The organism is Pseudomonas piscis (assembly GCF_009380155.1).
Taxonomy (GTDB): Bacteria; Pseudomonadota; Gammaproteobacteria; order Pseudomonadales; family Pseudomonadaceae; genus Aquipseudomonas; species Aquipseudomonas piscis.
This window is the reverse complement of record NZ_WHUV01000011.1, coordinates 1-24,775: the sequence shown is the minus strand read 5'-3', so window position 1 is coordinate 24,775 and position 24,775 is coordinate 1. Positions and strand designations below refer to the sequence as shown.

At 62.0% G+C, this 24,775-nt stretch carries 24 protein-coding genes; 15 read left to right on the top strand and 9 right to left on the bottom strand.

What is annotated here, in order from left to right:
• Positions 1–15: 15 nt before the first annotated feature.
• From GDH07_RS32035 to dksA, 4 genes are all read right to left on the bottom strand, one after another.
• A complete protein-coding gene (locus tag GDH07_RS32035; RefSeq protein WP_178124137.1) occupies positions 16–2,970 on the bottom strand; it encodes a sensor histidine kinase in 2,955 nt (984 codons plus the stop codon).
• Positions 2,954–3,130: a hypothetical protein gene (locus tag GDH07_RS32030; protein WP_003176118.1), complete on the bottom strand. Its 177-nt coding sequence runs from the start codon at positions 3,128–3,130 to the stop codon at positions 2,954–2,956. The genes GDH07_RS32035 and GDH07_RS32030 overlap by 17 nt, the downstream gene beginning before the upstream one ends.
• Before the next feature lie 75 nt (positions 3,131–3,205).
• On the bottom strand, positions 3,206–4,093 hold the full coding sequence (gluQRS, locus tag GDH07_RS32025; protein ID WP_152899875.1) for a tRNA glutamyl-Q(34) synthetase GluQRS: 888 nt from the start codon (positions 4,091–4,093) through the stop codon (positions 3,206–3,208).
• Between the two features lie 151 nt (positions 4,094–4,244).
• A complete protein-coding gene (gene dksA, locus GDH07_RS32020; RefSeq protein WP_011063504.1) occupies positions 4,245–4,685 on the bottom strand; it encodes an RNA polymerase-binding protein DksA in 441 nt (146 codons plus the stop codon).
• Between the two features lie 336 nt (positions 4,686–5,021).
• Between dksA and GDH07_RS32015 the strand changes: the two genes are divergently transcribed.
• Together GDH07_RS32015 and sfsA are read left to right on the top strand one after the other, a co-directional pair.
• Positions 5,022–6,194 carry a pyridoxal phosphate-dependent aminotransferase gene (locus GDH07_RS32015; RefSeq protein WP_152899874.1) on the top strand — a complete coding sequence of 391 codons (1,173 nt, stop codon included), beginning with the start codon at positions 5,022–5,024 and terminating at the stop codon, positions 6,192–6,194.
• Positions 6,194–6,901, top strand: a complete 708-nt coding sequence (sfsA, locus tag GDH07_RS32010; protein WP_152899873.1) for a DNA/RNA nuclease SfsA — start codon at positions 6,194–6,196, stop codon at positions 6,899–6,901. The genes GDH07_RS32015 and sfsA overlap by 1 nt, the downstream gene beginning before the upstream one ends.
• Here the strand turns inward: sfsA and GDH07_RS32005 are convergent.
• A complete protein-coding gene (locus GDH07_RS32005) occupies positions 6,898–7,215 on the bottom strand; it encodes a Rieske (2Fe-2S) protein (protein ID WP_152899885.1) in 318 nt (105 codons plus the stop codon). The genes sfsA and GDH07_RS32005 overlap by 4 nt on opposite strands.
• A gap of 217 nt (positions 7,216–7,432) precedes the next feature.
• On the opposite strand from GDH07_RS32005, the gene GDH07_RS32000 reads away from it, so the two are divergent.
• The 4 genes from GDH07_RS32000 to GDH07_RS31985 are packed head-to-tail and all read left to right on the top strand — an operon-like array spanning position 7,433 to position 10,995.
• A complete protein-coding gene (locus tag GDH07_RS32000) occupies positions 7,433–8,308 on the top strand; it encodes a heme/hemin ABC transporter substrate-binding protein (protein ID WP_152899872.1) in 876 nt (291 codons plus the stop codon).
• Between the two features lie 50 nt (positions 8,309–8,358).
• Positions 8,359–9,342 carry a FecCD family ABC transporter permease gene (locus GDH07_RS31995; protein ID WP_178124138.1) on the top strand — a complete coding sequence of 328 codons (984 nt, stop codon included), beginning with the start codon at positions 8,359–8,361 and terminating at the stop codon, positions 9,340–9,342.
• Entirely contained in the window at positions 9,342–10,109 is a 768-nt protein-coding gene (locus GDH07_RS31990; protein ID WP_152899870.1) for a heme ABC transporter ATP-binding protein, read from the top strand. The genes GDH07_RS31995 and GDH07_RS31990 overlap by 1 nt, the downstream gene beginning before the upstream one ends.
• Positions 10,110–10,131: 22 nt before the next feature.
• Positions 10,132–10,995, top strand: coding sequence for a ChaN family lipoprotein (locus GDH07_RS31985; protein ID WP_152899869.1), 864 nt, complete (start codon positions 10,132–10,134; stop codon positions 10,993–10,995).
• Between the two features lie 231 nt (positions 10,996–11,226).
• Here GDH07_RS31985 and GDH07_RS31980 read toward each other — a convergent pair whose 3' ends face one another.
• The 4 genes from GDH07_RS31980 to GDH07_RS31965 form a co-directional block, all read right to left on the bottom strand.
• Positions 11,227–12,027, bottom strand: coding sequence for a Crp/Fnr family transcriptional regulator (locus GDH07_RS31980; RefSeq protein WP_152899868.1), 801 nt, complete (start codon positions 12,025–12,027; stop codon positions 11,227–11,229).
• A gap of 13 nt (positions 12,028–12,040) precedes the next feature.
• Entirely contained in the window at positions 12,041–12,313 is a 273-nt protein-coding gene (locus GDH07_RS31975; RefSeq protein ID WP_022641008.1) for a TfoX/Sxy family protein, read from the bottom strand.
• Positions 12,314–12,531: 218 nt separating this feature from the next.
• On the bottom strand, positions 12,532–12,876 hold the full coding sequence (locus GDH07_RS31970; protein WP_022641006.1) for a pentapeptide repeat-containing protein: 345 nt from the start codon (positions 12,874–12,876) through the stop codon (positions 12,532–12,534).
• A 93-nt stretch (positions 12,877–12,969) separates the two neighbouring features.
• Entirely contained in the window at positions 12,970–14,526 is a 1,557-nt protein-coding gene (locus GDH07_RS31965; protein ID WP_343038394.1) for a bifunctional aminoglycoside phosphotransferase/ATP-binding protein, read from the bottom strand.
• 115 nt (positions 14,527–14,641) lie between these two features.
• Between GDH07_RS31965 and mrcB the strand changes: the two genes are divergently transcribed.
• The 9 genes from mrcB to msrQ all read left to right on the top strand — a co-directional run bounded on the left by mrcB (position 14,642) and on the right by msrQ (position 24,621).
• A complete protein-coding gene (mrcB, locus tag GDH07_RS31960) occupies positions 14,642–16,966 on the top strand; it encodes a penicillin-binding protein 1B (RefSeq protein WP_152899867.1) in 2,325 nt (774 codons plus the stop codon).
• Between the two features lie 16 nt (positions 16,967–16,982).
• Complete coding sequence (locus GDH07_RS31955) at positions 16,983–17,729, top strand: tetratricopeptide repeat protein (RefSeq protein WP_053138727.1); 747 nt, start codon at positions 16,983–16,985, stop codon at positions 17,727–17,729.
• Positions 17,729–18,064 carry a YqcC family protein gene (locus GDH07_RS31950; protein ID WP_022641002.1) on the top strand — a complete coding sequence of 112 codons (336 nt, stop codon included), beginning with the start codon at positions 17,729–17,731 and terminating at the stop codon, positions 18,062–18,064. The genes GDH07_RS31955 and GDH07_RS31950 overlap by 1 nt, the downstream gene beginning before the upstream one ends.
• A 576-nt stretch (positions 18,065–18,640) precedes the next feature.
• Positions 18,641–20,365, top strand: a complete 1,725-nt coding sequence (locus tag GDH07_RS31945; protein ID WP_053138778.1) for an acetolactate synthase 3 large subunit — start codon at positions 18,641–18,643, stop codon at positions 20,363–20,365.
• Between the two features lies 1 nt (position 20,366).
• A complete protein-coding gene (gene ilvN, locus GDH07_RS31940) occupies positions 20,367–20,858 on the top strand; it encodes an acetolactate synthase small subunit (protein ID WP_011063488.1) in 492 nt (163 codons plus the stop codon).
• Positions 20,859–20,903: 45 nt separating this feature from the next.
• Positions 20,904–21,920 (top strand): ketol-acid reductoisomerase, encoded by a 1,017-nt coding sequence (gene ilvC / locus GDH07_RS31935; protein WP_022641000.1) that lies wholly within the window; start codon positions 20,904–20,906, stop codon positions 21,918–21,920.
• A gap of 146 nt (positions 21,921–22,066) precedes the next feature.
• Complete coding sequence (gene pssA, locus GDH07_RS31930) at positions 22,067–22,924, top strand: CDP-diacylglycerol--serine O-phosphatidyltransferase (protein ID WP_053138721.1); 858 nt, start codon at positions 22,067–22,069, stop codon at positions 22,922–22,924.
• Between the two features lie 63 nt (positions 22,925–22,987).
• Positions 22,988–24,001, top strand: coding sequence for a protein-methionine-sulfoxide reductase catalytic subunit MsrP (msrP, locus tag GDH07_RS31925; protein WP_152899865.1), 1,014 nt, complete (start codon positions 22,988–22,990; stop codon positions 23,999–24,001).
• Complete coding sequence (gene msrQ / locus GDH07_RS31920) at positions 24,001–24,621, top strand: protein-methionine-sulfoxide reductase heme-binding subunit MsrQ (protein ID WP_152899864.1); 621 nt, start codon at positions 24,001–24,003, stop codon at positions 24,619–24,621. The genes msrP and msrQ overlap by 1 nt, the downstream gene beginning before the upstream one ends.
• The last annotated feature ends 154 nt before the right edge of the window (positions 24,622–24,775 follow it).

The window sequence follows — 24,775 nt, the reverse complement described above, 5'->3', positions numbered from 1 at the left end:
ATTCTCTCGACGGTCTCAGTTCACAGCGGACGTCGCTTCGACATGGCGCGGCAAGGTCACTCGAATACGGGTGCCGCGCTGGCTCTGTGGATCGGCCGGGCTGTCGATGGTGATTTGTCCATAATGCTCTTCAACGATGGAATAGACCAGTGCAAGGCCCAGACCGGTGCCTTCCCCTGGATCCTTGGTGGTGAAAAACGGTTCGAACAATCGGTCCATGATGTTCTTGGGAATGCCGCTGCCTTCATCTTCCACGATCAGATCGACCGTATGCTCGAAAGCCTCGCTCTTGACGCGTACCGCGCTCCCGGCGGGGGAGGCGTCGCGGGCATTGGACAGCAGGTTGATCAACACCTGGGCCAGGCGCTGGGGATCGCCATCCACCCAGTGGTCGGGATCGCACAAATTGAAGAACTGCACCTCGAAATTACGCCGGTTCAGCGCCAGGAGGCCGATGGCATCCTGGGCCACTTCGGCCAGGCATACGGCTTCGTCGTTGTGCTGGTGGCTGCCGGCATGGGCGAAACTCATCAGCGACTGGACGATGCGCGAGATGCGTTTGGTCTGCTCCAGGATCTGCTCGCTGATCTCCGTCAGTTCGCCATCTTCCTCGCGTTCCTCGCGCAGGTTCTGCGCCAGGCAGGCGATGCCGGTGACCGGGTTGCCGATTTCATGGGCGACCCCGGCGGCCAGTCGGCCGATACTGGCCAGGCGCTCGGAGTGCACCAGCTTGTCTTCCAGGGTCTGGGTCTCGGTCAGGTCCTCCACCAGCAACACCAGGCCGCTGTTGCCCGGCGCCAAGGGCTCGTCGATGGCCGCCTTGTGCAGGTTCAGCCAGCGGGTCTGGCCGTCCAGGGCCAGATGTTGCTTGTGCAGGTGCTCGTCGGGCAGGTCGATGAAGCCCTGGAGCAGGTCCCTCCACGGGTTGGCGATGGTACCCAGGCGCGACCCCACCACATGCTGGGCGGGAATCCCGGTGAGTTCCTCCATGGCCTTGTTCCACATCAGGATCTCCTGGTCCTTGGCCAGGGAGCAGACGCCCATCGGTAGCTCTTGCAGGGTTTGCCGGTGGTAGCGACGCAGGGCGTCGAGCTCGGCGGCCAGGCCAGTGAGGCGCGAGTGGTAGTCCTCGAGCCGGCTCTCGATGAAGTGGATGTCCTCGGTCACGTAGTTCTCGCCACCGGCCTTGTAGGGCAGGAAGGTCTCCACCATGTCCTGGGCCACGCTGGGCCCCATCAGCCCGGACAGGTTGGCCTCGATGCGGTCCCGCAGGCGTCGCAGCGCATAGGGGCGGCGTTCGTCGAAGGGCAGGTAGAGATCGCGCAGGGCCTGTTCCACTTCTTTCTGCGCGGCCTTGGCCCCCAGTGGCTTGGCCAGCTGGGTGGCGAACTCCTGGGGCGAGGCCGCGTGCAGCTCCCGGCGCTGCGGTCGGCGTACGTTGTCCACCGCGCAAGCTTCGGCGGCACTGGCCTCCTCGGAGCTGGCGTTGGTGAATAGCGAGATCAAGGTGAACATCAGCACGTTGGCTGCCAGCGAAGCGATGGCCGCCATGTGCCAGCTGGTGTCGTCCAGGACGTAGATCATGTTCAGCAGGGGAATGTAGAAGCCCTGCAGGTTGCCCACCAGCGGCAGCAGCATGGTCACCATCCAGACCAGGATGCCCGCCAACAGGCCGGCGATGAAGCCACGGCGGTTGGCGGTCGGCCAGTACAGGACCGAGAGCACCCCGGGAAGGAACTGCAAGGTGGCGACGAAGGCCACGATCCCCAGGTTGGCCAGGTCTTGCTCGGCCCCCAGCAGCAGGTAGAAGGCATAGCCGGCCATGATGATGGCGACGATGAGCGCGCGCCGGGTCCACTTCAGCCAGCGATAGATATTGCCTTCCGCCGGCGGCTGGTACAGCGGCAGCACCAGGTGGTTAAGAGCCATCCCCGACAGTGCCAGCGTGGTGACGATGATCAGGCCGCTGGCGGCCGATAACCCACCGACGTAGGCCATCAGCGCCAGGGCGGGGCTGTCGGCGGCGATGCCGATGCCCAGGGTGAAGTATTCCGGGTTGGTAGTGGCGCCGAGCTTGAGGCCGGCCCAGAGGATCAGCGGCACCGCCAGGCTCATCAACAGCAGGAACAGCGGCAATCCCCAACTGGCGCTGACCAGGGCACGGGGGTTGAGGTTCTCGGTGAAGGTCATGTGGTACATGTGCGGCATGACGATCGCCGAGGCGAAGAACACCAGCAGCAGGGTGCGCCATGGGCCTTCCTGCAATGGCGTGTGCAGGGCGGCGAGGGCCGTCTGGTTCTGCAACAGCCAGAGTTCCAGCTGCTGTGGTCCGTCGAACACCCCATACAGCGCATACAGGCCCACGCCACCGATGGCGATCAGCTTGATCACCGACTCGAAGGCGATGGCGAACACCAGGCCCTCGTGTTTCTCCCGGGTGGCGATGTGCCGTGAACCGAAGAAGATGGTGAACAGCGTGATCAGCGCGCAGAAGCTCAGGGCCACTCGATGCTGTACCGGTTCATGGGTCAGGATGCCGATTGAGTCGGCCACCGTCTGGATTTGCAGGGCCAGCAGCGGCAGGACTCCGACCAGCATGAAGATGGTGGTCAGGGCCCCGGCCCAGGTACTGCGGAAGCGGAAGGCGAAGAGGTCGGCCAGTGACGACAGTTGGTAGGTGCGGGTGATCTTCAAGATCGGATACAGCAGCACCGGCGCCAACAGGAAGGCCCCGGAAACCCCCAGGTAGCTTGAGAGGAAGCCGTAGCCGTACTGGTAGGCCAGGCCCACGGTACCGTAGAAGGCCCAGGCACTGGCATAGACCCCCAGCGACAGGGTGTAGGTCAGCGGGTGGCGGATGATCGAGCGCGGGATCATGCCACGCTCGCTGATCCAGGCCACCCCGAACAGCACCAGCAGGTAGGCGGCGCTGATCAGGATCATCTGGGTCAGGCTAAAGCTCATCGGCATCTTTTTGACTCTGCAGGATGAAGGTCACGACGATCAGAATCAGCCAGAGCAGGTACGGGCGATACCAGGCGCCAGTAGCATCGATCCACCAATCCATGATGGCGGGGGAAAACAGATAGATCCCCACTACCAGGAGCAGGACCAAGCGATAGATGTACATCCCGGCCTCTCTTTATTGTGTGTGCCCGAAAACGTGCGGCGATGGTAACGGATGGGCGCCAGGCTGCAAGTGGCGTCAGTTCAATTGCGCTTCCGGCACGCTCAGTGTGCGCGGAATCAGCGTTGCGTCCCAGTGGTGGGTTCCCCACTGCATGATCTCGGCCACGCTGGCGCCGTCCAGTTCGGCTGGCGGATTCTGTCCCAGGGCCCGCAGGGCGCGCAGGAGCAATGGCGGCGCCTGGTCTTCGGCCAGTGGCGGCGAACGATAGGATTTACCGAGCTTGTGGCCGTCGGGCTGGGTGATCAGGGGCACGTGCAGGTAGCGCGGCTGGGGCAGGCCCAGAAGTTCCTGCAGATAGAGCTGGCGAGGGGTGGAGTCCAGTAGGTCGGCGCCGCGCACGATATCGGTGATCCCCTGCCAGGCATCGTCGAGCACCACGGCCAGCTGGTAGGCATAGAGCCCGTCGCGACGGCGAATCACGAAGTCTCCCGCTTCCCGGCCCAGGTGCTGGCGGAATTGGCCCTGGACCCGGTCGATGAAGTGGTATTCGAGTTCCGGCACCCGCAGGCGGATCGCCGCGTCATCCCGGGCGTGTCCGAGGTTGCGGCACAGCCCCGGGTAGATGCCCTGGTAGGATTCCAGTTGCTTGCGCGAACAGGTGCAGGCGTAGGCCAGCCCCTGGTTGAACAGGCGATCCAGGACCTGGGCGTAGGCGTCATGGCGTTCACTCTGGCGGATCATCTCGCCATCCCATTCGAAGCCGTAGCTTTCCAGGGCCTTGAGGATCGCCGCCTGGGCGCCCGGTTCTTCGCGGGGTGGGTCCAGGTCTTCCATGCGCAGCAGCCAGCGACCGCCGACGGCGCGGGCATCCAGGTAGGAGGCGAGGGCAGCGACCAGCGAGCCGAAGTGCAGGTAGCCGCTGGGCGTGGGGGCGAAGCGGCCGATGTAGGGAGAGGCAGTCATGGTGCGGATGTTACTTGGTCTGGCCCCACGATGGCGATGGAGTCGGCGGGGAACCATCACGAGCGGGATCGCTCTTGCGGGGGAGGCGGAAGGAGAGTGCAGAAACGAAAACGGAGCGTATGTACGCTCCGTTTCTGGGTCGGGTCGGTGCTTACTTGCCGACCTGTTTTTCCTTGATTTCCGCCAGGGTCTTGCAGTCTACGCACATGTCGGCGGTAGGGCGGGCTTCCAGGCGGCGGATACCGATCTCGACGCCGCAGGATTCGCACCAGCCGTATTCTTCGTCTTCGATCAGTTGCAGGGTCTTGTCGATCTTCTTGATCAGCTTGCGCTCACGGTCGCGGGCGCGCAGTTCGAGGCTGAATTCTTCTTCCTGGCTGGCACGGTCGGCCGGGTCGGGGAAGTTGGCTGCCTCGTCTTTCATGTGATCAACAGTGCGGTCGACTTCCTGCATCAAGTCCTGCTTCCACTTGTTCAGGATCTTGGTGAAGTGCTCGCGCATGGGCTTGCCCATGTACTCTTCGCCCGCAGTCTCAACATAAGGTTCAAAACCGCTGATCGATTGAATCTGTTGCTTTGCTTGGGTGGGCATGAATGGACCGCCTCTACTCTTGTAATCCATTGCGCAGGATTGCTCCATCTCCGACAGTTGCCGGCCCTGCGACTGCAAGCCGGCGAACTTACCAGATCAAATCAGAGCGCGCTACTCCCGGTTGTCGAACCCCTGTCCTGCCTGGTCTACAGGGGTAGGAAAAGTCCTACAGGGCTTTCTGACTGTCTCGTTCAATCATTGATTTTAGCCAATGCTGCAGGTTCCGTTGATTGTGTGCGAAGCCAGGAACAAGGCGCTCGGACCAGCCCGGGTTCTCCCTATCTTGAGAGCATGGGTAGAATCGGGTTTTTGCTCCCCTCGGATGAAGGAAGGCCAATGGCTCTGCCCTACAGTGCGCGCAGTCGCGCTATCGAACCTTTCCATGTCATGGCCTTGCTGGCCCGGGCCAACGAACTGCAAGCCGCCGGACACGATGTGATCCACCTGGAGATCGGCGAACCGGACTTCACCACCGCCGAACCGATCGTCCAGGCCGGCCAGGCGGCCCTGGGTGCCGGCAAGACCCGCTACACCGCGGCCCGTGGCATTCCCGAGCTGCGCACGGCGATCTCCGGTTTCTATCGGCAGCGTTATGGCCTGGACATCGACCCCGAGCGGATCATGATCACTCCCGGCGGTTCCGGCGCCCTGCTGCTGGCCAGCAGCCTGCTGGTGGACCCTGGCAAGCACTGGTTGCTGGCGGACCCCGGCTATCCTTGCAACCGGCATTTCCTGCGCCTGGTGGAAGGCGCCGCGCAACTGGTCCCGGTCGGCCCCGATGTGCGTTACCAACTGACTCCGGACCTGGTGGAGCGCTACTGGGACCAGGACAGTGTCGGCGCCCTGGTGGCGTCCCCGGCGAACCCCACCGGTACCGTGCTCAGCCGTGACGAATTGGCGGGGCTGTCCGCCGCGATCAAGGCGCGCAACGGGCATCTGGTGGTGGATGAGATCTACCACGGCCTGACCTACGGCACCGATGCGGCCAGCGTCCTGGAAGTGGATGACAGCGCTTTCGTCCTGAATAGTTTTTCCAAGTATTTCGGCATGACCGGCTGGCGCCTGGGCTGGCTGGTGGCGCCAGAGGCTGCCATCGGTGAGCTGGAGAAACTGGCGCAGAACCTCTACATCAGCGCCCCCAGCGTGGCCCAGCATGCCGCCCTGGCCTGTTTCGAATCCGCGACCATCGACATCCTGGAGCAGCGGCGCGCCGAGTTCGGGCGGCGTCGCGACTTCCTGCTGCCGGCCCTGCGTGAGCTGGGCTTCGGCATCGCCGTGGAGCCAGAGGGCGCGTTCTACCTGTATGCCGATATCAGCGCTTTTGGTGGCGATGCCTTCGCCTTCTGCCGGCACTTCCTGGAGACCGAACACCTGGCCTTCACCCCGGGCCTGGACTTTGGGCGTTACCAGGCCGGGCACCATGTGCGTTTCGCCTACACCCAGAGCCTGGAGCGCCTGCAGGAAGCGGTGGCGCGAATCGCCCGTGGCCTGCAGAGCTGGCAAGGCTGATGCGCTTCGATCCTCCCCTGGAAGAGGGGCGCCTGCTGCGCCGCTACAAGCGCTTTCTGGCCGATATCGAGACGCTCCACGGCGAGCAGATGACCATCCATTGTCCCAATACCGGCTCGATGCTCAACTGCATGGTCGAAGGCGGGCAGGTGTGGTTCAGCCGTTCCAACGACCCCAAGCGCAAGCTCCCGGGGACCTGGGAAATCAGTGAAACCCCGCAGGGACGGCTGGCTTGCGTGAATACCGGGCGGGCCAACCACCTGGTGGAGGAAGCGTTGCAGGTCGGGGTGATCGAGGAGTTGCGCGGTTTCACCGGGCTCAAGCGCGAGGTGGCCTATGGGCAGGAGAACAGCCGAGTCGATTTTCGCCTCGACTATCCCCATGGCTCGGCCTTCGTCGAGGTCAAGAGCGTCACCCTGGGCTTCGCTGGTTCGTCGGTCGCGGCCTTTCCCGACGCGGTGACCCTGCGTGGCGCCAAGCACCTGAGGGAGCTGGCGACCCTGGCTCGCGACGGTGTCCGGGCGGTGCAGTTGTATTGCGTCAACCTGTCGGGCATCGACGCGGTGCGTCCGGCCGAGGAAATCGATCCGGGTTATGCCGCAGCGTTACGCGAGGCAGTGGCGGCCGGGGTCGAGGTGCTGGCCTATGGCGCCAGCCTGACGGCCGAGCAAGTCTGTATCGACCGGCGCCTCGAGGTGCTGCTCTAGAGATCGATCCAGATCCCCTGGCTGTCCTCGCGGCAGTCGATGGTTTGCAAGAACTGGCCGGCGCAGGGGCCGGCCACGCATTCGCCACTTTCGATCAGGAACAGTGCGCCATGGGTGGCGCACTGGATCAGGCTGCGGCTGGGGTCCAGGAACTGGTCGGGTTGCCACTCCAGGGGCACTCCACGATGTGGGCAGCGGTTGCTGTAGACATAGGCCTGGCGGTCGCGGCGTACGGCGAGAAGCTTCACACCCTCGATCTGGAATCCCCGGCTGCTGGCCTCAGGCAGGTCGCTGCCGATGCAAAGAAATTTCATGCTCATCCTCTGGCTCCGAAGGCCCTGGCATCGGCCTGTCACGGGTTTCCTGCGGTTACAGGAGCGAATGCGCCGGCGCTTGACGGTCAAATGAAAACAATTATCAAATGGCCGTCTCGCTCGCAAAGGGGCGCTTGCTCATTTCGATGCCTGGCCAACCAGGCGTGTCACATGGACAGCCGCTTCTCGGGCCTCACTTCTATAAAGGAAACGTTCTATGCGCCTGACTGCCAGCGCCTTTGCGCTCTGTGCCGGATTGCTGGTGAGCCACTGGGCCGCCGCCGAGGAGTTGCCGCAGCGCTGGGTCAGTGCCGGGGGCGCCTTGTCCGAGTGGGTGAGTGCCCTGGGCGCGGAGTCGAAGCTGGTTGGTGTCGACACTACCAGCCAGCATCCGGCTTCGCTCAAGGCGCTGCCCAGCATTGGCTACCAGCGCCAGCTGTCGGCAGAAGGCGTCTTGAGCCTGAGGCCCCAGGTGCTGGTGGGAACCGAGGAAATGGGGCCGCCGCCGGTGATCTCGCAGATTCGCGGTTCGGGCGTTCGGGTCGAGATGTTCTCCGCCCAGCCGGACCTGCCCACCTTGCAGGGCACCCTGCAACACCTGGGACAGTTGCTCGGGCGTGAAGAGCAGGCCGGGCAGCTGTTCCAGCGTTATCAGCAGCGACTCGACCAGCAACGGGCCTGGATCGCCCAGGCCCAGGCCCAACAACCTGCGCCCGGAGTCTTGCTGGTACTCGGACATGCCGGCGGCAAGCCTTTGATCGCTGGTAAGGACACCGCGGCAGACTGGCTGCTGCAACAGGCTGGCGGGCGTAACCTGGCGACCCACAGCGGCTACAAGCCGTTCTCGGTGGAGTCCCTGGCGGGGCTGAGCCCGGAGGTGCTGGTGTTCTCCGATCGCAGTCTGAGTGGTGAGGCGGCGCGCGCCGCGCTGTTCAAGGAAAACCCGGCCCTGGCGGCCACCAAGGCGGTCAAGGCCGGACGAGTAGTGGAACTGGATCCGACTCTCTTGGTGGGAGGGCTCGGCCCACGCCTGCCTGACAGCCTGAAGCAACTGTCGGCGACCTTTTATCCACAGGCCAAGCCGGCCCAATGAGTCGCCTGGTCCAGCCGCGCACGCTGTTTCTCGGCCTTGGGTGCCTTTGCCTGGTGGCCACCTGGCTGTCCCTGGCCCTGGGGCCGGTGAGCCTGCCGCTGTTCGATACCCTGCGTGCGGCCCTGCGGATGCTCGGCCTGCCGATCGACGGCCAGGGCCTGGAGCAGGCTGAGCTGATTCTCGGCCAGATCCGCCTGCCACGGACCTTGCTCGGCCTGGCGGTCGGAGGTGTCCTGGCCTTGTCCGGCGTGGCCATGCAGGGCCTGTTCCGCAATCCCCTGGCCGAGCCCGGGCTGGTGGGCGTCTCCAGTGGCGCGGCGCTGGGCGCGGCCATCGCCATCGTCGGCGGCTCGATGTTCGGAGGCCTGCCGGAGGCCGTCGGTCCTTACCTCCTGTCGTTGTGTGCCTTCCTCGGCGGCCTGGGGGTGACGGCGCTGGTCTATCGCCTGGGCCGGCGCAATGGCCAGACCCACGTGGCGACCATGCTCCTGGCGGGGATCGCCCTGACCGCCCTGGCCGGTTCCGCCGTGGGGCTGTTCACCTACCTGGCCGATGACGCCACCTTGCGTACCTTGACCTTCTGGAACCTGGGCAGCCTCAACGGTGCCAGCTATCAGCGGCTGTGGCCGTTGTTGCTGGTGACCCTGGCTGTCGCACTGTGGTTGCCGCGGCGGGCCAAGGCCCTGAATGCCCTGTTGCTGGGAGAGTCGGAAGCCAAGCACCTGGGGGTCGATGTCGAAGGGCTCAAGCGTGAACTGGTGTTCTGCACTGCCCTGGGCGTGGGCGCTGCCGTCGCGGCGGCGGGGATGATCGGTTTTGTCGGCCTGGTGGTACCGCATCTGGTGCGCCTGCTGGCGGGGCCGGACCATCGGATCTTGCTGCCAGCGTCGATCCTCGCGGGCGCTAGCCTGTTGCTGCTGGCCGATCTGGTGGCGCGCCTGGCATTGGCTCCGGCGGAGCTGCCCATAGGTATCGTCACCGCCTTTCTCGGCGCCCCCTTCTTTCTATATCTGTTGCTGCGAGGGCGCGCCTGATGTTGCGAGTCAAGAACCTGCATGTACGACGCGGCGGCAAGGATGTGCTGACCGGTATCGACTTGCAGCTGGCTCCCGGTGAGGTGCTGGGGGTGCTGGGACCCAATGGCGCGGGCAAGAGCAGCCTGCTCGGCGCCTTGAGTGGTGAGCTGGCGGCTCACCAGGGGCGAGTATTGCTGGACGAGTGCGAGCTGGCGCAATGGGACGGTGTCCAGCGTGCCCGGCGCCTGGCCGTGTTGCCGCAGGCATCGAGCCTGGATTTCGCCTTCCGGGTCGAAGAGGTGGTGGGCCTGGGGCGCCTGCCTCACCAGAGTGGTCTGCTGCGTGACCAGGAGATAGTGACCGCAGCCCTGGAGGCAGCCGATATCGCGCATCTTGGAGGGCGCAGCTACCTGGCCCTGTCGGGCGGGGAGCGCCAGCGGGTGCACCTGGCCAGGGTCCTGGCGCAATTGTGGCCGGGCGAGCCAGGGCACAGCCTGTTGCTCGACGAACCTACCTCGGCCCTCGATCCGTTGCACCAGCACGTCACCTTGCAGGCCATACGCGCGTTCGCCGATCGTGGCGTGGCGGTGCTGGTCATCCTCCATGACCTGAACCTGGCCGCTCGCTATTGTGATCGGGTGCTGTTACTCGAAGGTGGACGACCGCACTCCATGGGCGTTCCGGCCGCCGTGCTGCGCGCCGAACCGCTTAAGGCGGTATTTGGCCTGGAGGTGCTGGTGCAGGAGCATCCGGAGCGCGGGCATCCGTTGATCATCGCCCGCTGACGGGCAATCTGGAGGCGTTCCGATGCGTTCGTTGCTACTTCTGCTGGTGTTGTCACTGGCGGGCTGCCAGACCTCGGCCCCGATCCTGCCGCCTCCCGTGGCGACGCCTGCGGGCAGCATCGTCGACCTGCGCAATGGTCGAATACTTGCTCCCGAAGAGTTGGCGGTGCTGTTGGGCCAGGCATCACGGGTGATCGTCGGCGAGCAGCACGACAACCCCGAGCACCACGCCGTGCAATTGTGGTTGCTGCGTTCGATGGCCGTGCAACGGCCCCAGGGCAGCTTGCTGCTGGAGATGCTCAACCCCGATCAGCAATCCCGTGTCGATGCCAGCAGGGCGGCGGTTGGCACGGGGCGTTGGCCTGATGACCTGCCTGCTGCGCTGGCCTGGCAGCCCGGCTGGGACTGGAGCCTCTATGGCCCGTTAGTGGGGTATGCCTTGAAGCAGCCTTATCCGCTGCTCTGCGCCAACCTGGATCGCCAGGAAGTGCGTGATATCTATGCCAAGGCGCCATCGCTGTCTGGCTCCCGGGTCAACGACGACAGGGTAACCACGACCTTGGCCGCACAGATTCGCGAATCCCATTGCGGTCTGCTGCCTCAAAGCCAGGTACCAGCCATGCTGGCCGTACAGCAGCAGCGTGATCGGCGCATGGCCGAGCGCCTGCTCGCGGCACCGGCTCCTGCCTTGTTGTTTGCTGGTGCGTTCCATGCGCGCAAGGATCTGGGCGTGCCCTTGCATCTGGCCGACCTTGGGCATCCGCAGGAAGTGCTGGTGTTGATGCTGGCGGAGCGTGGCCACTCGGTGGATCTGGCCAATGCCGACCTGGTCTGGTTCACCCCGCCCCAACCCGAACGCGATTACTGCGCACCGTTGAGGCGTTGAGCGAAGGTTTTTTGCAGGCAAAAAAAGACCCGGCAGAGCCGGGTCAAATAACCGTGATTAGCCTGATGAGGAGATAATCTGAGAGTCCGAACCACTGGTCTTCCAGGTTATCGGCTGATCTCGCGACCAGTTGTGATAATCATAACGATTCTCATTTCGATGTCAACGTGGTGATTTCCAGTTTTTGCATATTTCGCTAAACGCTCGTTTGAATCGCCTCCGGATTCGGGCTTATTCGCGATCGCCGAGGCCCTTGAGCCGGATCACTTCCCGGTTCAACAGGTTGATGCGCCGGGCCATGCTTTCGATCAGGCTATGGGCTACTCGTGGATTGCTCTGGGTCAGGCTGAGGAACTGATCCCTGGGAATCAGCATCACGGTGGTCGGTTCGCTGGCGATCACGCTGGCGCTGCGCTTTTCACCGGTGAACATCGACATGGCGCCGAAGATCTCGTCCTTGGGCACGTCGCCGACCTTGTGCCCGTCGACGAAGGCCTGGGCATGCCCCTCGACTATCACGAAGACATGGTCCGCCTCATCGCCCTGGGCGATCAGCACTTCGCCTTGCTGTACGCGCTTGAAGCCATTATGACTGCGCAGTTCCGGCGGTTTCAGGCGGGCAACGGCATCCGAGAGCAGGGCGGTTTGGCCGATCAGGTATTGCAGCAGCAACTCCGAGCGCTGTTCATCGGCATGGATGTGCCGGAACACATCTGCCCTCAGGTACGGAATCAGTTGCAAGGGCGCGTCGCAGCCAAGCAGCCAGTGGGGCTGCTCGAGGCCCCGACGCAATCCCACCAGGTCGCCTTCGTGCAGGTAGAACAGTGGACGATCCTCGACGCTCGCCTGGATCACACCGCTTTCCAGCAGGTAGATCTGATGGCCGGGCAGGGCGCCTGAAAGGTCCGCCATGGCCGGCAGTTCCAGTGTCGGGCCGCAGGGCGCCAGGCCTTCGAGCAGTTGCGGCGGAATGTTCTGCAGGCGATTGATCAAGGCATCGGCGTAGGCCGGCTGCTCTCCCAATAGATACATAGAAGTGTGCCAATCAGTTTTTTTGACGGGTGGAAATGGCATCCAGCTGCTTGTTCAGGGCTTCCTTGCGTTCGGCGGGGAGGTCGTTCCAGTGCATGTCCATCAGCGCGCCCTCGATGGCATAGAGCAAGACCTTCGAGGCACGAAAACCCCGGGTGCGCACGGCGCGGTATGCGTCCACCGCTCCCAGGCGACGCAGGTCCGAAGCACTATGGATGCCCACTGCATGCAGCCACTGCGCGGATGTCTTGCCGAGGTTCTTCAGGTGTTGCAGTTCATCATTCATCAAGCCTCCTGGCGATGGCCGAATGGTGAGTGGGCAGCTTCAAAGGAGTGTAGCGCTCAGCAGAAAACGCGCTGTGCGTTGGTCGGGTTCGACGCAAATGCTTCTAAGGCGGGTGAGTTCATCGTTGGAGCGGGGGAGTTCGCGACGCAGTACGGCAGGGGAAGGAGCGGGGGGCATGTCCGGCGCAGGGCGATGCGCCGGATATGCAGAGGGGAACTTCAGCGGGTGTTGTAACGCAGGCGGGTGCCGAAATTGACCGACATCAGGATCTCGTCGGCAGTCAGCTCCACGGGGAAGTAGGCCCCGGAAATCTGCGCATGGGCAAGGCTTGCGCCTTCCATCGAGGCGTTTCGAAGATCCAGGCCACGCAGGTCGGCAGAGCGGAAATAGGCGTCGGTGAAGTCGATGCCGGTGGCGTTCAGTTCGCGCAGGTCGAGACCGCGGAAGTCTCCGCCACGCATGTCGATGGGTTGATCCTTGGGGCGTTCACGGTTGAAGCCCGTGATGTCGTCCTTGTGCAGCAGAGCGTAAAGCGCAGTGTCGAGAAGTTTGGGTTGGCTCATGGCGACGTCACCGGCGGTGGATTTATGACGCCAGTATAGTGCCACTGTTTTTCAGCCGTGAAGTCTTTGCCACTTCACGGCTGAAAGAGTGACTCAGAGGCCCGGCAGGCGTTGGCGAATGTTGGTGACCAGGACGTCCAGGCTACCGCTTTCGTTGGTCTCGACGCGCTTGCTGCGCAGCAGTTCCTCTTCTGTCAACGCCTCGCGTGTGGCTTGTTGCTCGGCGATCACCGCCAGGGTAGCGTCCGATGGATCGTTCTGGTCGGCCTGACGTTGCGCGAGCCAGCTGGCGATGACCGCCTGTGGGGCGTTGCAGTCGATGATCAGGCATGGCGTGCCGGTGGCTTCGGCAACCTTGGCGGCGGCATCACGCTGGGCACGCTTGAGGTAGGTGGCGTCGATGACCACGGGGAAGCCGGCACGCAGGATGACTTCGGCGATTTCATGCAGGCGCTCATAGGTCGCGTTGCTGGCATCGTTGCTATAGATGCCGGCATGCAGGTCGTTGGCTCCCTGCTGCTCGCCGAACAGGCGCTTGCGTTCGACGTCGGAACGCAGCCGAACGGCGCCCAGGGCATCGACCAGGCGCATGGCCACATGGCTCTTGCCTACCGCAGAGACGCCGGAGGTGATGGCCAGGAAGCGCGATGGAATGGTGCTGTAGCTTTCCGCCAGGTTGGCGTAGTTGCGGTACTGGCGCAGGGTGGTGGCACGCTGAACTGCGGTGGCATCGGCCGGCATGCTGAACAGGCTGACCTTGGCTCGTACCAGGGCGCGGTAGGCCTTGTAGAAGTTGAGCAGTTCCAGGCCCTGATAGTCGCCGGTCAGTTCCAGGTACTGACTGACGAAGCGCCGCGCCAGGCTCTTCAGGCCACGGTCTTCCAGGTCCATGGCGAGGAAGCCGGTGTCGGCGTACACATCGGTGAAGCGGAAGGGCTCGTTGAATTCGATGCAGTCGAAGATCACCACGTCGCCATCGATGAGGGTGGCGTTGCCCAGGTGGATGTCGCCGTGGCATTCGCGAATGAAACCATCGTTCTTGCGCTGGGCCAGCAGGGGCTTGAGGCGTTCGAAGCTGGTTTCGGCCCAGGCTTCCAGGGCCTCGAGTTGCTGCAGGTCGGCCTTGTCGCTGAGGAATGGGCGGATCTGCTCGAAGTTCTGGCGCACCGGCGCCATCACGCTGTCCGGGGTTCCGGCCTCATGATCGGCGGGAACCTGGGGAGCGCTGAGGTGGAACTGAGCGATCTGCCGAGCCATTTGGTCGATGTGCGTGGTGGTCAGTTCGCCGTTGCTTTGCAGGGTGCTCAACAGCTGACTCTGGGGGAACTGGCGCATTTTCAGTGCATAGTCGACAACCGGACCGCTACCGCCCAGTTCCGGGGTCTCGGCGCTGCCAGTGATCGGCAGGACTTCCAGGTACAGGTCCTGGGTCAGGCGCTGGTTAAGACGCAGCTCCTCGCCGCAGAAATGCTCGCGGGCTTCCAGGCTGGTGAAGTCCAGGAAGCCGAAGTTGACCGGCTTCTTCACTTTATAGGCGAACGGGCCGGTGAGGATCACCCAGGAAATATGGGTTTCGATGACCTGGAATCCGTCTACCGGATGCGGATAAAGAGCTGGGTTTTGCAAGGCGGCGATCAGTGACTGGCTCACAGGCGGTCCTTCAGGGTCGGAAAAACGAGGGCGCTATTATGGCCGCTGCGGGCGTCCAGGCAAACCTCGGTTGGCGCATGTTGATGATGAATCAAAGTGCGTATAATCCGCCGCCATGACTCGTACCCGATCCCCTCGTTCTGCAAAAAAAACTTCCTCTGGCGGCCTGCGCCCCTGGCTGGGCTGGGCGCTCAAGCTCAGTCTGGTGGGCCTGGTGGTGCTCGCCGGTTTCGCCGTCTACCTCGATGCCGTGGTCCAGGAGAAGTTCTCCGGCAAGCGCTGGACCATTCCGGCCAAGGTCTATGCGCGTCCGCTGGAGCTGTTCGTCGGACAGAAGCTCAGCAAGGACGACTTCCTCACGGAGCTCGATGCCTTGGGCTATCGCCGTGAAAGCGTTGCCAATGGCCCCGGCGCGGCTTCGGTCAGCGGCAATACCGTTGACTTGAATACCCGAGGCTTCCAGTTCTATGAAGGACTGGAGCAGGCGCAGCCGGTGCGCGTGCGTTTCTCCGGCGATTACGTGGCCGAACTGTCCGGCAGCAAGGGCGCGAAACTGGCGGTGGTACGCCTTGAGCCCCTGTTGATTGGTGGCCTGTATCCAAAGAACCTCGAAGACCGGATCCTGATCAAGATCGACCAGGTTCCGCCGTACTTGCTGGAAACCCTGGTGACCGTCGAGGACCGGGACTTCTACTCGCACTTCGGGGTCTCGCCCAAGTCCATCGCCCGGGCGATCTGGGTCAACACTTCGTCGGGCCAGATGCGCCAGGGCGGTAGCACCCTGACCCAGCAATTGGTGAAGAACTTCTTCCTGACCAACGAGCGCAGCCTGTCGCGCAAGCTCACCGAGGCCATGATGGCCTTGTTGCTGGAGCTGCATTACGACAAGCGCGAGATCCTCGAGGCCTACCTCAACGAAGTGTTCGTCGGCCAGGATGGCCAGCGCGCGGTGCATGGTTTCGGCCTGGCCAGCCAGTTCTTCTTCAGCCAGCCGCTGTCCGAACTCAAGCTGCATCAAGTGGCGCTATTGGTGGGCATGGTCAAGGGACCTTCCTATTACAACCCGCGGCGCTATCCGGAACGTGCTCTGGAGCGGCGTAACCTGGTGCTCGATCTGCTGGCTCAACAGGGCGTCGCCACGCCAGAGCAGGTCGAGGCGGCGAAGAAGATGCCCCTGGGCGTGACCAAGCGCGGCAGCCTGGCAGACAGCTCGTTCCCCGGCTTCCTCGACCTGGTCAAGCGCCAGCTGCGCGAAGACTATCGCGATGAAGACTTGACCGAGGAAGGACTGCGGATCTTCACCAGCTTCGATCCGATCCTGCAAATGAAGGCCGAAGCCTCCGTCAACGACACCTTCAAGCGCCTGTCCGGACGCAAGGGCTCGGATGAGGTCGAGGCGGCGATGGTGGTGACCAACCCGGAAACCGGTGAAGTCCAGGCGATGATCGGTAGTCGCCAGGCCGGTTTCGCCGGATTCAACCGAGCCCTGGATGCCGTGCGCCCGATCGGCTCGCTGATCAAGCCGGCGGTCTACCTGACGGCCCTGGAGAAACCCAGCCAGTACACGCTGACTAGCTGGCTTTCGGATGAAGCCTTCTCGGTCAAGGGCGCGGATGGCCAGGTGTGGAAGCCGCAGAACTATGATCGCCGCAGCCATGGCACGGTCTTCCTGTACCAGGGGCTGGCGCATTCCTACAACCTTTCCACAGCCCGGCTCGGGCTGGAAGTGGGTGTGCCGAATGTCTTGAAGACGCTTGGGCGCCTGGGGGTAACCCGGGAATTCCCGGCATTCCCATCCATGCTGCTGGGCGCGGGGGGCATGAGCCCGATGGAAGTGGCCACCATGTACCAGACCCTGGCCAATGGCGGTTTCAATACGCCGATGCGCGGGATTCGCAGTGTGCTGACCGCTGAGGGCGAGCCGCTCAAGCGCTATCCGTTCCAGATCCAGCAGCGTTTCGATGCGGGCTCGATCTACCTGATCCAGAGCGCCATGCAGCGAGTCATGCGCGAGGGTACCGGGCGCTCGGTGTACAGCGTGCTGCCCAGCAGCCTGACGCTCGCTGGCAAGACCGGCACCAGTAACGATTCCCGCGACAGCTGGTTCGCCGGGTTCAGCCAGGACCTGCTGGCAGTGATCTGGCTTGGCCGCGACGACAACGGCAAGACGCCGTTCACGGGAGCCACCGGCGCCCTGCAGGTGTGGACCAGCTTCATGCGCAAGGCCGATCCGCTGCCGCTGGACATGCCGCAGCCGGACAACGTGGTCCAGGCCTGGGTCGATTCACGTACCGGGCAGGGCTCCGATGCCAACTGTCCGGGGGCTGTGCAGATGCCGTATATTCGCGGCAGCGAACCGCCTCCCGGCGCTTCCTGCGGTGGCGAAAGCCCGGCAGGTGGCGAGTCGGTGATGGATTGGGTCAAGGGCTGGATGAACTAAGCGATGAGGATTTGACGTGAACAAGTGGTGGGTTCCAGCTATTACAGCTCTGGCGTTGCTCAATGGTTGCGCCAGCGTGCAGCGCGGTTCGATTCCCGTCGTGGACTCGGGTACAGCCGTGTCCAACAATGAGCGGATTTCCGCTACCGGAGGTTTCCGCCAGACGACGATCAAGCGTCCGGCGCAGGCCCAAGCCCAGACTATTCCCCAGGATTCGGGCGTGGTGGTCATGGTACCGGGCGGTGGCGCGACCACCTCGACACCGATCAGCACGTCGCCGATCACCCCGGGCCCGGTTTCTTCCGGACCCATTACGCCTGGGCCTGTGGATGGTTCGAGCTACCAGCCGGCACCGATCAACCAGGGCAGCTACAACATGCCATCGGCTCCAAGCGGCATTCCCTCGGCCCGTTCCGGTGGCCTGTCGGCGGACGAGCAGTTGGATGGCCCGGTACTGGCGTTGCTCACGACCGCTCAGCAGCAACAGTCCAGTGGTGACCTGAACGGCGCTTCTTCCAGCCTCGAGCGCGCGCAGCGAGTGGCTCCCCGGGAACCGCAAGTGCTGTATCGCCTGGCCCAGGTGCGCATGGCCCAGGGCGATGCCCCGCAAGCCGAACAGTTCGCTCGCCGCGGCCTGAGCTTCGCCAATGGCCGCCCTGACCTGCAAGCCAGCCTGTGGGAGTTGATCGCCCAGGCGCGTGATAAGCAGGGGGATGCCGCTGGTGCAGCCCAGGCTCGCCAGAAGGCCCGGGTGTCGCTGTGATGGACGTACGTTTTCCCAAGATCGCTGAACAGCTGCTGTTGATCGAGCGTGAACTGCGGCTTCAGGGGCTATGGGGGGATGAGTCTCCCAGCGCCGAGGCCCTGGCCAGCACTCAGCCGTTTGCCGTGGATACGCTGGAGTTCGAGCAGTGGCTGCAATGGATCTTCCTGCCGCGCATGAAGATGATCCTGGAGCAGGACCTGCCGCTGCCCAATGCTTCCGGCATCCAGGAGATGGCCGAGATGGTGTTCTCCAGCCGCTCGATGCAGGGGCGTGATCTGCAGTTGCAAGTGCTGCTCAAAGAGTTCGATCAACTGATCGCCGCCACCCGCTGAAACAAGGCTGCCAGGAACCTCCTGGCAGCCTCTAGCCCGCCGCTTCTGCGTGCATCCCCGTGCCGGGTCGACCCATGATTGGGTCGCTTGCTCCCGATCCCTGTTCCTGCCGTAGCCAAAGCCTCTGCCTAGTCCGACTTGGATGGTGCTCGAACGGCAAAGTCAGGTTCGTATTTCTGAGATTCTTGCGGAAAAACGCGCAATTGGAGCGTAAATTTACCCTGGTTTTGGGCTATTTATTGCGTTTTAGTGAGCGTAGTTCGAATTAGCTATATAGACAGCTTGACTTGCCGAGGGCGAAACAGAAGAATCCAAAGTCCGCTGTAGAGGGACTGCCAGAAGCAGACCCGCTCAGCAGATCATGAGGTGCACATCCGCACCGAAGTGCTACACCCGCAACGCGTTACCTCGCGCTGGGTGGGAAATCCCCGCAACACTTTGGGGCATTCCCAATGCTTGCTCAGTCAGTGCTGACGTAGTCGGCGACCACCGTCGCTCATGCTCTGCTGAGAAGTAAACCTATTAAGACCCGCTCCCTTTTGAGGGCGGTATTCTGGCGTTTTAGAGGTGAACAACGTGGAGCTTTTATCTGGCGGTGAGATGCTCGTCCGCTTCTTGCGTGACGAAGGCGTCAAATATATCTACGGGTACCCAGGTGGTGCTCTCCTTCATGTTTACGATGCCCTGTTCAAGGAACCGGAAGTTACCCACATCCTGGTTCGTCACGAACAAGCGGCTACCCATATGGCTGACGGTTATGCCCGTGCCACCGGCAAGGCCGGCGTGGTACTGGTGACGTCCGGCCCGGGTGCGACCAATGCCATCACCGGTATTGCCACCGCCTACATGGACTCGATTCCGATGGTGGTCATTTCTGGCCAGGTGCCCAGCACCATGGTCGGTACCGACGCGTTCCAGGAAACCGACATGATCGGTATCTCCCGGCCGATCGTGAAGCACAGTTTCATGATCAAGCACGCTTCGGAAATTCCGGAAGTCATGAAGAAGGCCTTCTATCTGGCGCAATCGGGTCGTCCTGGCCCGGTGGTGGTCGATATCCCCAAGGACATGACCAACCCGGCTGAAAAGTTCGAATACGTTTTTCCCAAGAAGGCCAAGCTGCGCTCCTACAGCCCAGCCGTTCGTGGTCACTCCGGACAGATTCGCAAGGCGGCGGAGATGCTCCTGTCGGCCAAGCGTCCCGTGCTGTATTCCGGCGGTGGCGTGATTCTCGGCGGTGGTTCCGCCGCGTTGACCGAGCTGGCCAAGATGCTCAACCTGCCGGTCACCAACACCTTGATGGGCCTGGGTGCCTATCCGGGGACCGATCGGCAGTTCGTCGGCATGCTCGGCATGCATGGCAGCTATACCGCCAACCTGGCCATGCACCATGCCGATGTGATCCTGGCTGTGGGTGCGCGCTTCGACGACCGGGTCATCAACGGTGCGCCGAAGTTCTGCCCGAACGCCAAGATCATCCATGTCGATATCGACCCGGCTTCGATCTCCAAGACCATCAAGGCCGACGTGCCAATCGTGGGCCCAGTGGAGAGCGTCCTGACCGAAATGGTCGCGGCCCTCAAGGAAATCGGCGATACCCCGAACAAGGATACGGTCGCCAGTTGGTGGAAGCAGATCGACGAGTGGCGCGGTGACCGCGGCCTGTTCCCTTACGACAAAGGTGACGGCAGCATCATCAAGCCGCAGACCGTGATCGAGACCCTCTGCGAAGTGACCAAGGGCGATGCCTTTGTGACCTCCGACGTGGGCCAGCACCAGATGTTCGCGGCGCAGTACTACAAGTTCAACAAACCCAACCGCTGGATCAACTCCGGTGGCCTGGGCACCATGGGCTTCGGTTTCCCGGCGGCCATGGGAGTCAAGTTGAGCTTCCCTGATGATGATGTCGCCTGCGTCACGGGTGAAGGCAGTATCCAGATGAATATCCAGGAGCTGTCCACCTGCCTGCAGTACGACCTGCCAGTCAAGATCGTCAACCTGAACAACGGCGTGCTGGGTATGGTTCGCCAATGGCAGGACATGAGCTATGGCAGCCGTCATTCGCACTCCTACATGGAATCGCTGCCTGACTTCGTCCGGCTGGTCGAGGCTTACGGTCACGTGGGTATCCGCATCACCGACCTGAAGGACTTGAAGCCGAAGATGGAAGAAGCGTTCGCCATGAAGGATCGCCTGGTGTTCCTCGATATCCAGGTCGATACCAGCGAGCACGTCTATCCGATGCAGATCAAAGACGGCTCCATGCGCGATATGTGGCTGAGCAAGACGGAGCGTACTTAATATGCGGCACATCATCTCCTTGCTTCTGGAAAACGAACCGGGCGCCCTGTCTCGTGTTGTCGGCCTGTTCTCGCAGCGCAACTACAACATCGAAAGCCTGACTGTGGCGCCAACCGAAGACCCGACCTTGTCGCGCTTGACCCTGACTACCGTCGGTCATGACGAGATCATCGAGCAGATCACCAAGAACCTGAACAAGCTGGTCGAGGTGGTCAAGCTGGTGGATCTGTCGGAAAGTGCCCACATCGAGCGTGAGCTGATGTTGGTCAAGATCAAGGCGACCGGTGCCCAGCGCGCCGAGGTCAAGCGCACCACCGATATCTACCGTGGGCAGATCGTTGATGTCAGCGCTAGCGTGTATACCGTTCAACTGACCGGTACCAGCGACAAGCTCGACAGCTTCATTCAATCGATCGGTACCGCATCGATTCTGGAAACCGTACGCAGTGGCGTCACCGGGATTGCCCGTGGCGACAAAGTACTGAGCATCTAATTCAAATTAGCGAATGGCCGGAACGGCCTGACATAGGGGAAGTTCATGAAAGTTTTCTACGATAAAGACTGCGACCTGTCGATCATCCAGGGCAAGAAGGTTGCCATCATCGGTTACGGTTCCCAGGGTCACGCTCAAGCTTGCAACCTGAAAGACTCCGGCGTCGACGTGACTGTCGGCCTGCGTAAAGGCTCGGCCACCGTTGCCAAGGCCGAAGCCCATGGCTTGAAAGTTGCCGACGTGGCTACTGCTGTCGCCGCTGCCGACCTGGTCATGATCCTGACTCCAGACGAGTTCCAGGGCGCCCTGTACAAGAACGAAATCGAGCCGAACATCAAGAAAGGCGCCACCCTGGCCTTCTCCCACGGTTTTTCGATCCACTACAACCAGGTAGTTCCTCGTGCCGACCTGGACGTGATCATGATCGCGCCGAAGGCCCCGGGCCACACCGTGCGTTCCGAGTTCGTCAAGGGCGGTGGTATCCCTGACCTGATCGCCATCTACCAGGATGCCTCGGGCAATGCCAAGAACGTCGCCCTGTCCTATGCCGCAGGTGTAGGTGGTGGCCGTACCGGCATCATCGAAACCACCTTCAAGGACGAGACCGAAACCGACCTGTTCGGCGAGCAAGCCGTTCTGTGTGGCGGTACCGTGGAACTGGTCAAGGCCGGTTTCGAAACCCTGGTCGAAGCCGGCTACGCGCCGGAAATGGCCTACTTCGAATGCCTGCACGAGCTGAAGCTGATCGTTGACCTCATGTACGAAGGTGGTATCGCCAACATGAACTACTCGATCTCCAACAACGCCGAGTACGGCGAATACGTGACGGGCCCAGAAGTCATCAACGCCGAATCCCGCCAGGCCATGCGCAACGCCCTGAAGCGCATCCAGGACGGCGAATACGCGAAGATGTTCATCAGCGAAGGCGCTACCGGCTACCCATCCATGACCGCCAAGCGTCGTAACAACGCCGCTCACGGCATCGAGATCATCGGCGAGCAACTGCGTTCGATGATGCCGTGGATCTCTGCCAACAAGATCGTCGACAAAACCAAGAACTAAGTTCGAGTCTTGTCAGGGAAAACGCGGCCTAGGCCGCGTTTTTTCGTTTGCGGGGATAGGTTCTGGTATAAAGCAGGCTCCTTTGTGGCCGAACCGTGGCCCGGGGTATCTGTCGAAACTTTTCACACCGTTGCAAGGTAATGTCCATGAGCGAACGTCCCGAAGAGCCAAACCAGGCCTCTGACGCCGAAAGCCTGCTACCGATCGATGAGCATGTCGAAGAAGGACATGACGCTGAAGGCCGTAAAGTCCGGCATCGTGGTATCTATCTTCTGCCGAATCTGTTCACCACTGCGAACCTGTTCGCGGGGTTCTATTCCATCATCAGTTCCATGAGCGCCCAGAGTGCCCTGAGTGCCGGGGATGCTGCCGGAGCGAGCAAGTATTTTGCCTTTGCTGCCATCGCGATTTTCGTTGCCATGGTGCTTGATGGCCTGGATGGCCGCGTAGCCCGGATGACCAACACTCAGAGTGCGTTCGGTGCCGAGTACGATTCCTTGTCGGACATGGTGGCGTTCGGCGTTGCCCCGGCGTTGCTGGCCTTCGGCTGGGCGCTGGGCGACATGGGCAAGGTTGGCTGGATGGTCGCCTTCATTTATGTAGCCGGTGCCGCATTGCGCCTGGCACGTTTCAATACTCAAGTGGGGACGGCCGACAAGCGTTACTTCATCGGCCTGGCCAGTCCGGCGGCTGCGGGTGTGGTGGCAGGTATCGTCTGGGCCTTCAGTGACTATGGTATCCAGGGGTCGAAGATGTCGTTCCTGGTGGCCCTGATGGTGGCGGCTGCCGGCATGCTGATGGTCAGCAACATCAAGTACAACAGCTTCAAGGATCTCGACCTCAAGGGCCGGGTGCCGTTCGTGGCCATCCTGGCGGTGGTCCTGGTCTTCGCGGTGGTGTTCAGCGATCCGCCCCGGGTACTGTTGCTGGTGTTCCTGGCCTATGCGGCTTCCGGTCCGATCCAGTACCTGTTGCATCTTCGTCGCCGCAATCACATCGAGTGATGTAATTTCCCCCATACTCCGCAGTCTATTGGTGCATCTGTCCTCCAATACTGCGGAGTTGTCATGCTGCTCAAGTTCCCCAAGTCTTCCGATTGCAAAGCGTCGGATATCACTCCTGAATCCTTCTACCTGTCGCGACGGGCCCTGTTGGGCGGCACCGTTGCAGGTCTCGCCGCGGCTGCGTTGCCTCGTTGGGGCAGGGCGGACGAGGCGGTGCGCTATGCCGATGTCGACCCGGGGCAGGCTCCTTCCTGGTTCACGGAGAAATTGCCGGCCACTCGCTGGCAAGCGGTGGTTGCCCAGGGGGAGGCGATCACTCCCTTCAAGGATGCGACCCACTACAACAACTTCTACGAATTCGGCACTGATAAAGGTGATCCCGCCGCCAATGCGGGAGCTCTGAAGACTGAGCCGTGGAGCGTGGTAGTGGATGGTGAGGTAGCCAAGTCGGGTCGTTACGCGCTCGAGGACTTCATCAAGCCTTACCAGTTGGAGGAGCGTATCTATCGACTGCGTTGTGTCGAGGCCTGGTCGATGGTGATCCCCTGGATCGGCTTTCCCGTTTCTGCGCTGCTCAAGCAGGTCGAGCCCACCAGCAAGGCCAAGTTCATTCGCTTTGAAACCTTGCGTGATCCTGAGCATATGCCGGGGCAACGCTCCGGGTTCGCCTTGATTGATTGGCCTTATGTCGAAGGACTGCGGCTCGATGAGGCGATGAACCCGTTGGCGATCCTGGCGGTGGGAATGTATGGACGGGAGTTGCCGAACCAGAACGGCGCACCGCTGCGGTTGGTCGTGCCCTGGAAGTATGGCTTCAAGAGCGTGAAATCCATCGTGCGTATCAGTTTGGTCAGTGAGCAGCCCAAGACGACCTGGCAGAGTATCGCCGCCAACGAATACGGCTTTTATGCAAATGTGAATCCGACGGTCGACCATCCCCGTTGGACCCAGGCGCGGGAGCGGCGCCTTCCCAGTGGGCTGTTCAGTCCGAATGTCCGCGAAACCCAAATGTTCAATGGCTATGGGGAAGAGGTCGCTTCTTTATATAGCGGGATGGATCTGAGGAAGGATTACTGATGCGTCATTCGCTTTGGCGCATCGCTGTTTTCATTGCAGGCGCGATATGGCCCATGTATTGGTTGTATGAGGCTTGGGCTTCGCTGTTGGGGCCCGACCCGGGCAAGGTCCTGGTCGATCGGCTGGGGTTGGGAGCCCTGGTGTTTCTGTTACTCACGTTGAGCATGACGCCACTGCAGAAGCTGACAGGCTGGTCGGGTTGGATCGCTGTGCGACGGCAGTTGGGATTATGGTGCTTTGCTTATGTGGTGCTGCATTTGACTGCCTATGGCGTTTTCATACTGGGGTTGGACTGGTCGCAACTTGGCGTGGAGCTGCGCAAGCGGCCTTATATCCTTGTCGGTAGTTTGGGATTCATCCTTCTGTTGTCGTTGGCGGTAACATCCAATCGCTACAGCCAACGACGGTTGGGGGCTCGCTGGAAGAAGTTGCATCGCCTGGTCTATTTCATTCTTGGGCTTGGGTTGCTGCATATGTTGTGGATCGTCAGGGCCGATCTGAAGGAATGGGCCATCTACGCGTCTTTGGGGACAGTATTAATGGTGTTGCGCCTGCCCTCCGTGGCTCGCCGTATTCCTCGGCTTATGATTGGAAAAGCATCTTCTGCAAGAAAAGCGTAATTAGTGCTTGACGGCAGATTCTACAGGTCTATAATTCGCCCCACTTCCGGCGCAGTCGAAACGGAAAACTCCTTGAGATTCAACGAGTTACGAAGATTTCGACAGCGGTCACGCTTCAGTTCATCGAAGTCCGAAAGGAGCTGATAAGGCAGCG

What these genes read in the sequence shown, in the direction of transcription:
- mrcB (WP_152899867.1), top strand. Translation starts at nt 14,642, where the DNA reads ATGACTCGTACCCGATCCCCTCGTTCTGCAAAAAAAACTTCCTCTGGC.
- GDH07_RS32030 (WP_003176118.1), bottom strand. Translation starts at nt 3,130, where the DNA reads ATGTACATCTATCGCTTGGTCCTGCTCCTGGTAGTGGGGATCTATCTG.
- GDH07_RS31990 (WP_152899870.1), top strand. Translation starts at nt 9,342, where the DNA reads ATGTTGCGAGTCAAGAACCTGCATGTACGACGCGGCGGCAAGGATGTG.
- pssA (WP_053138721.1), top strand. Translation starts at nt 22,067, where the DNA reads ATGAGCGAACGTCCCGAAGAGCCAAACCAGGCCTCTGACGCCGAAAGC.
- GDH07_RS32005 (WP_152899885.1), bottom strand. Translation starts at nt 7,215, where the DNA reads ATGAAATTTCTTTGCATCGGCAGCGACCTGCCTGAGGCCAGCAGCCGG.
- GDH07_RS31975 (WP_022641008.1), bottom strand. Translation starts at nt 12,313, where the DNA reads ATGAATGATGAACTGCAACACCTGAAGAACCTCGGCAAGACATCCGCG.
- msrP (WP_152899865.1), top strand. Translation starts at nt 22,988, where the DNA reads ATGCTGCTCAAGTTCCCCAAGTCTTCCGATTGCAAAGCGTCGGATATC.
- msrQ (WP_152899864.1), top strand. Translation starts at nt 24,001, where the DNA reads ATGCGTCATTCGCTTTGGCGCATCGCTGTTTTCATTGCAGGCGCGATA.
- GDH07_RS31970 (WP_022641006.1), bottom strand. Translation starts at nt 12,876, where the DNA reads ATGAGCCAACCCAAACTTCTCGACACTGCGCTTTACGCTCTGCTGCAC.
- GDH07_RS32000 (WP_152899872.1), top strand. Translation starts at nt 7,433, where the DNA reads ATGCGCCTGACTGCCAGCGCCTTTGCGCTCTGTGCCGGATTGCTGGTG.
- sfsA (WP_152899873.1), top strand. Translation starts at nt 6,194, where the DNA reads ATGCGCTTCGATCCTCCCCTGGAAGAGGGGCGCCTGCTGCGCCGCTAC.
- gluQRS (WP_152899875.1), bottom strand. Translation starts at nt 4,093, where the DNA reads ATGACTGCCTCTCCCTACATCGGCCGCTTCGCCCCCACGCCCAGCGGC.
- dksA (WP_011063504.1), bottom strand. Translation starts at nt 4,685, where the DNA reads ATGCCCACCCAAGCAAAGCAACAGATTCAATCGATCAGCGGTTTTGAA.
- GDH07_RS32035 (WP_178124137.1), bottom strand. Translation starts at nt 2,970, where the DNA reads ATGCCGATGAGCTTTAGCCTGACCCAGATGATCCTGATCAGCGCCGCC.
- GDH07_RS31950 (WP_022641002.1), top strand. Translation starts at nt 17,729, where the DNA reads ATGGACGTACGTTTTCCCAAGATCGCTGAACAGCTGCTGTTGATCGAG.
- ilvC (WP_022641000.1), top strand. Translation starts at nt 20,904, where the DNA reads ATGAAAGTTTTCTACGATAAAGACTGCGACCTGTCGATCATCCAGGGC.
- GDH07_RS31980 (WP_152899868.1), bottom strand. Translation starts at nt 12,027, where the DNA reads ATGTATCTATTGGGAGAGCAGCCGGCCTACGCCGATGCCTTGATCAAT.
- GDH07_RS31985 (WP_152899869.1), top strand. Translation starts at nt 10,132, where the DNA reads ATGCGTTCGTTGCTACTTCTGCTGGTGTTGTCACTGGCGGGCTGCCAG.
- ilvN (WP_011063488.1), top strand. Translation starts at nt 20,367, where the DNA reads ATGCGGCACATCATCTCCTTGCTTCTGGAAAACGAACCGGGCGCCCTG.
- GDH07_RS32015 (WP_152899874.1), top strand. Translation starts at nt 5,022, where the DNA reads ATGGCTCTGCCCTACAGTGCGCGCAGTCGCGCTATCGAACCTTTCCAT.